Genomic DNA, 6,298 nt, shown 5'->3' on the forward strand with positions numbered 1-6,298 from the left:
AAGGAACGGACGCTTCCTTTGTACTCACCCTCTCGGGCTTTCCTCCGGGCGCTTCCCTTCGTTGTGTTTCACACTCTATCAGGAGTTTTTCCGCTCTCCCGCCACCCTGTTTTCCGTAGACATGAAGACATACGGACACAGCAGTGGAACCGAGAAAGGATCACTTCCGATAGGTGCCACCCTCGCCTCGCCGGCAGTTGACTGCGGGCCTCGGTCGTGGGCAGGGATCTGACAGTACATGCCCTCCCCACACGAGGCAAATCGATTACGCACCGCACACGCCAAGGCCCCGCTCACTCGTGCGGAACCGTCAGTTCCTATGACTTAGGCTTCCGATCAGTGCGCCGTCCAGGACAGGTAGTGACGGCGCGTGACGAATCTCCACCTGGGAGGCTTCCCATGACCACCGTGACGTCCCCGATCGCCGGACGCGCCATCGGACTCGCGGCAGTGCCCGATCCGGTCTTCTCCGGCGCGATGGTGGGACCCGGTACCGCTGTCGACCCCGTGCGTGAGCCCCACGCCGCGGTCTCCCCCGTTGACGGCATCATCGTCTCGCTGCACCCGCACGCGTTCGTCGTCGTCGACGACCAGGGCCACGGCGTGCTGACGCACCTCGGCATCGACACCGTCCAGCTCAACGGCGAGGGCTTCGAGCTGCTCGTCAACAAGGGCGACACCGTGACGCGCGGCCAGGAGGTCGTGCGCTGGAACCCGGTCGCCGTCGAAAAGGCCGGCAAGTCGCCGATCTGCCCGATCGTCGCGCTGGAGGCCACCGCCGACTCGCTCGGCGACCTCCTTGAGTACGGCGACGTCAAGGCCGGCGACCAGCTCTTCTACTGGAAGTAGCCGATACCGCTCCCTAAGAAGGGGAGCGGCACGTACGACATCCACCGCGGCGGCCCGAGCCGCCGCATCAACCGGAGACGGGTGAAATGGAGACAACGCTGCGAGGCGTCGGCGTGAGCCACGGTGTGGCGATCGGCGAGGTCCGGCACATGGGCACGGCGGTTCTGGAGCCGCCGGCCAAGCAGATTCCGACGGACGAGGCGCCGCGTGAGCAGGGCCGTGCGCGCCAGGCCGTGGAAGCTGTGGCCGCCGACCTCATCGCGCGCGGCAACCTGGCCGGTGGCGAGGCCCAGCACGTGCTGGAGGCCCAGGCCATGATGGCCCAGGACCCCGAGCTGATGGCCGACGTCGAACGGCGCATCACCGTCGGCAGCACCGCGGAGCGCGCGGTGTACGACGCCTTCGCCGCTTACCGCGCGCTGCTCGCCAATGCCGGCGAGTACCTGGCCGGCCGTGTGGCCGACCTGGACGACGTGCGCAACCGCATCGTCGCGCGTCTGCTGGGCGTGCCGATGCCGGGTGTGCCGGACAGCGACGAGCCTTACGTGCTGATCGCCCGGGACCTCGCTCCCGCCGACACCGCACTGCTCGACCCCACGCTGGTGCTGGGCTTCGTGACCGAGGAGGGCGGGCCGACCAGCCACAGCGCCATCCTGGCGCGTGCGCTCGGTGTGCCGGCGGTCGTGGCGCTGCCGGGTGCGGGTGAGCTTGCCGAGGGCACGGTGGTGGCCGTGGACGGCAGCACGGGCGACATCTTCGTCGACCCGAGCCCGGAGAAGCGCGCCGAGCTGATCAAGACGGCCGAGGAGCGCAAGGCGGCGCTGTCGGCGTCGTCCGGCCCGGGTGCGACGTCGGACGGGCACAAGGTGCCGCTGCTGGCGAACGTCGGTGGTCCGGCGGACGTGCCGGCGGCCGTCGAGGCGGGTGCCGAGGGCGTCGGTCTGTTCCGTACCGAGTTCCTCTTCCTGGACGACAGCAAGAAGGCGCCGTCCGAGGCCAAGCAGGTCGAGGCGTACCGCAAGGTGCTGGAGGCGTTCCCCGAGGGCCGTGTGGTCGTGCGGGTGCTGGACGCGGGCGCGGACAAGCCGCTGGACTTCCTGACGCCGGCCGACGAGCCCAACCCGGCGCTGGGCGTGCGGGGTCTGCGGACCCTGCTCGACCACCCGGAGGTGCTGCGTACGCAGCTCACCGCGCTGGCCAAGGCCGCCGAGGGGCTGCCGGTCTACCTCGAGGTCATGGCGCCGATGGTGGCGGACCGCACGGACGCGAAGGCGTTCGCGGACGCGTGCCGCGAGGCGGGGCTGCAGGCGAAGTTCGGGGCAATGGTGGAGATTCCCTCCGCCGCGCTGCGGGCCCGCTCGATCCTGCAGGAGGTCGAGTTCCTGTCGCTGGGCACCAACGACCTGGCGCAGTACACCTTCGCCGCCGACCGTCAGGTCGGTGCGGTGTCCCGGCTGCAGGATCCGTGGCAGCCGGCGCTGCTCGACCTGGTCGCCGCTTCCGCCGAGGCCGCCAAGGCCGAGGGCAAGAGCTGCGGCGTGTGCGGTGAGGCCGCGTCCGACCCGCTGCTGGCCTGTGTGCTGACCGGTCTGGGCGTGACGAGCCTGTCCATGGGTGCGGCGTCGATTCCGTACGTCCGCGCGACGCTGGCCAAGCACACGCTGGCCCAGTGCGAGCGTGCCGCTGCCGCTGCCCGTGCGACGGACTCCGCCGAGGAGGCCCGGCTGGCCGCGCAGGCGGTGCTGTCCGGCGAGTGAGCCGGCCGTCACCGTCGCGGTGAAGTGAGCTGAGAGATGAAGGGTGTCCCGCCGGGTGGCGGGGCACCCTTCGCTCGTTCCTTAACTCACTACTCGCTACTCCTTACTCGTTCCTTGTCGGTCGTTCAGTCCTCCAGGGGCAGCCCCGCGCGGTAGTCGACGTCGGGCTCGGGCGGTACGGGTTCGCCGGTGCGGGCGTCGGTGCAGTAGGCGGCGAAGACTTCCGCCTCGGTCAGCGGGTGGAGCCAGCCGCCGTCCTTGAGGTTCCAGCCGCGGACGGTGTCCCGGTGGCCGGGCCGGATGCTGCGCAGGACCACTCCGCCGGGCCGTTCCGTGGCGATGCCTGCCGCGAGGACGGTGCAGAAGAGGAGTGCTGCTGCTTCGCCGAGGTGGAGCAGGCCGTCGTCGCGGCTCTCCGTGTGCAGTACGGCGATGAGCGGGGTCGATCCCTCGGCCGGGATGCTGCAGACGAGGTGGTGGGTGCCGGGACCGGCCGCCCTGATGATCCGCCGCAGGAGGGCGGTGGCCCTGGCGAAGGCGGCGTGACCGATGTCCTCACCGCAGGAGTCGCACTCGCCGCGGGTGAGCAGGGATGAGGCGTACTCCCACGTCGCCTGCTGTTCCGCCTCGGCGACGAGCCGGGGCAGCAGGCGGGCGAGGGGCTCTCCCTCGTAGGTGACCTTGGTGCCGGCGGCCGCGACCTCCGCCGTATAGCGCGTGCGGCTGGCCGGGGTGTCGGGGTCGAGGTGGGATTCGGTGCAGAACTCCTCGTAGCCGACGGGGTCGAAGAGGGCGACGCTCGTGTGCGTGCCGCGGGCCGCCAAGTCGCGCAGCAGGCCCTCGATCTGCCGCATATAAGTGGCGTGGTCGTCGAACGTGAAGCTCGCGTAGCCCTGCATGGCCGCGAAGTCGTCCGCTCCGGCCAGGACGGCCACGGTGCTGGGGACTTCGCGGCGCAGGAGGCGCCGTGCGCTGGGCTTGCGCCGCTCGGTGAGCGTGAGCGGTCTCTTCCCGCCCTCCCGCTGCTTGGTGTACGGGCGCTTCCTGCCCGCCGGTCGCTTCCTCTCCCCCGTCAGCCGTTTCCCCCTCAGACCTTTCCCCGTCGGCCGCTTCCCGCCCGCCGGCCGCCCTCTACCGTCACGTGCATGCGCCATCTTCTCTCCCCCTGAGCGCGTGTGATCAATGCTCACTCACCGTAATGCGAGGCACTGACAATGCGGTCTCGCCATCGTCGCGGGTGAGCCTGCGCTGGGCGAGGCATATGACGGCGAGTCCGGCGCCGAAGCCGAGCCAGCCCAGGGGTCCGGCCGCGATGGTGCCGGTCACGGCCACGGGGCCGATGCTGCGCTGGACCGCCGATGCGAGGCCGTGGACGCCCAGGTAGGCGCCCTGGGCCGTGGGGGGTGCGAGGGCGACGGACAGCTCCCAAGAGACGGTGGCGTGGAGCATCTCGGCGACGGTGAAGGCGGTCGCGGCCAGGGTCAGGGCGGCGACGGCGATCCAGCGGGTGCCCGTGGCCGAGGCGGCGAGGGCCGCTCCGCCTGCGAGGAAGGCTGCGGCCAGGGGGAAGAGCGAGGTGCGGGCCTTTTCCGAGGTGGTCCCGAAGCGGGCGAAGGGGACCTGGAAGCACACCACGAGCACGTTGTTGAGGACGAGGAGGAGGGGGACGATGCCGTGCGGGACGGGCGTGGCGGTGACGGCCCACAGGGCGAGGCCGACCTTGAAGACGGAGTCGTCGAGGCAGAGGACGGCTTCGGTGGCGGTGTAGGCGAGGTATCGGCGGTCGCGCCAGGGGTTGGTGACGCGGGCGACCCGGGCTTCGGCGCCCTCGCGGCCCTCTCCGGAACCGGCCGCCGGGCCGCCCGCCTTCACCACGCGCGAGGCCGACGGCGGTTCGCCGCAGCGCAGGGTGAGCAGGGCGACGGCGACGAAGGACAGGGCGTCGCCGACGAGCAGCCAGCGGTAGACGGCGGTGGTGCCCGCGGCCAGGGCGGCGGCCGCTGCGAGGCCGCCGACCGCCCAGCCCACGTTGGAGACGGTGCGGTTGACGGCCTGGTAGCGGCTGCGGTCGGGGCCGGCGATGCGGGTCGCGTAGAGCTTGGTGAGGACGGAGGACGCGCGGTCGCCGAGGCTGCCCACGGCGGTGATCGCGATCAGGAGTCCCAGGTCCGTGGTGGTGAGGAGGGCCAGCGAGGCGACGGCACGCAGGGCCTGGACGGTGGCGAGCAGGGTCCGCAGGGGGACGCGGTCGGCGAGGAGGCCGCCGAGGGGCGGGCCGGCGATGCCGATGGCGCCGGACACGCCGAGCAGCAGGCCGATCTGGGCCGTGCCGAGGCCGGCGACGTAGGTGAAGTACAGGACGGCCGTGGCGCCCCAGAGCCCGGAGCCCGTCCTGTCGACGAAGGTGACGGCGAGCATGCGGCGGCCGTCCGGTCCCCCCGGTATCTGCATGTGGTGATCCCCCTTGACCCGAATATTGTATTGATACATACTCAGTTCTGTGGTGACACAATATGAGATCACTGGTACGAACGCCAAGGGGATCGCCGCGTCCATCGAGCGCGGCGTGGCCGACGGCGCGCTCGTTCCCGGCAGTTCGCTGCCCCCGGTGCGCACGCTCGCCGAGCGGCTCGGCGTGAGCCCGGGGACGGTCGCGACCACGTACAAGGAGCTGCGCCGCCGGGGCATCGTCGTCACCCGCGGGCGCGGCGGGACGGTGGTCGCCGAGGCCCCCGCCGTCGCCTCCCGGCGCCCGCCGAAGGTGCCCGAGGGGCTGCGCGACCTGGCGGGCGGCCACCCCGATCCGGCGTTCCTGCCCGAGCTGGTGCCGCCCGTGCAGGTGTCCCAGGGCGCGCGCTCGCACCGGGCGGCGCCACGGCTGGCCCGGCTGGAGGAGCTCACCCGCGCCTGGTACGAGCGTGACGGCGTCCCGTCCGCGCACGTGACCTTCGCGCACAGCGCGCTCGACTGCGTGGCGCGGCTGCTCTCCACCGAGCTGCGGCCCGGTGACGCGGTGGCGATGGAAGACCCCGGCTACCACCACCTGCTGGACCTCGTGCCCGCGCTCGGCCTGCGGATCGTTCCGGTCGGGGTGGACGACGAAGGCATGCGGCCGGAGGAGCTGCGGACCGCGGTGCGCGGGGGTGTGCGGGCCGTCATCTGCAGCCCGCGGGCGCAGAACCCGTACGGTGGCTGCTTCTCCGCCGCCCGGCGCGACGCGCTGGCCGCGGTGCTGGCGGAGGCGCCGGAGGTGCTGGTCGTCGAGAACGACTACACCGCGGAGATCTGCGGCGCGCCCCTGTACAGCCTGACCGCCGGAGGCCGGCTCGCCCGCTGGGCCCAGGTCCGCACGGTCACCAAGCACTTGGGGCCGGACCTGCGGTGGGCGGCGCTCGCCTGCGACGCGACGACGCTGGCCCGGCACGACGGACGGCTGCTGCTGACTTCCGGCTGGGTCAGCCACGTACTGCAGGAGGCCGTGGCCGGGCTGCTGACCGACCCCGGTGCCCGGGCGCTGGTCGACGAGGCCCGCGCCGCCTACGCCGAGCGGCGCGAGGCGCTGATCGGGGAGCTGGCCCTGCGGGGGATCCCCGCGCACGGGGGTGGGGGGCTGAATGTGTGGGTGCCGGTGCGGGATGAGGCGGCCGTGGTCAACGGGTTGCGGTCTTCGGGGTGGTGGGTGGCTGCCGGGG

Annotated in this window: 5 protein-coding genes; 3 read left to right on the top strand and 2 right to left on the bottom strand. The window is 72.1% G+C overall.

The window, feature by feature from the left end; genetic code table 11:
* The first annotated feature begins 399 nt into the window (after positions 1 to 399).
* Positions 400 to 849, top strand: coding sequence for a PTS sugar transporter subunit IIA (locus IE241_RS28070; RefSeq protein ID WP_190024663.1), 450 nt, complete (start codon positions 400 to 402; stop codon positions 847 to 849).
* A gap of 86 nt (positions 850 to 935) precedes the next feature.
* Positions 936 to 2,606, top strand: coding sequence for a phosphoenolpyruvate--protein phosphotransferase (ptsP, locus tag IE241_RS28075; protein ID WP_190024664.1), 1,671 nt, complete (start codon positions 936 to 938; stop codon positions 2,604 to 2,606).
* 125 nt (positions 2,607 to 2,731) lie between these two features.
* Here the strand turns inward: ptsP and IE241_RS28080 are convergent, their stop codons facing one another.
* Together IE241_RS28080 and IE241_RS28085 are read right to left on the bottom strand one after the other, a co-directional pair.
* Positions 2,732 to 3,541: a DUF8829 domain-containing protein gene (locus IE241_RS28080; protein WP_308433753.1), complete on the bottom strand. Its 810-nt coding sequence runs from the start codon at positions 3,539 to 3,541 to the stop codon at positions 2,732 to 2,734.
* 244 nt (positions 3,542 to 3,785) lie between these two features.
* On the bottom strand, positions 3,786 to 5,057 hold the full coding sequence (locus tag IE241_RS28085; RefSeq protein ID WP_308433754.1) for an MFS transporter: 1,272 nt from the start codon (positions 5,055 to 5,057) through the stop codon (positions 3,786 to 3,788).
* Positions 5,058 to 5,106: 49 nt separating this feature from the next.
* Here IE241_RS28085 and IE241_RS28090 point away from each other — a divergent pair.
* Positions 5,107 to 6,298 (top strand): aminotransferase class I/II-fold pyridoxal phosphate-dependent enzyme (locus IE241_RS28090; RefSeq protein ID WP_229899917.1); only part of this gene is annotated, 1,192 nt, incomplete at its 3' end.

Origin of the sequence: Streptomyces hiroshimensis (genome assembly GCF_014650335.1) — a bacterium.
Taxonomy (GTDB): domain Bacteria; phylum Actinomycetota; class Actinomycetes; order Streptomycetales; family Streptomycetaceae; genus Streptomyces; species Streptomyces hiroshimensis.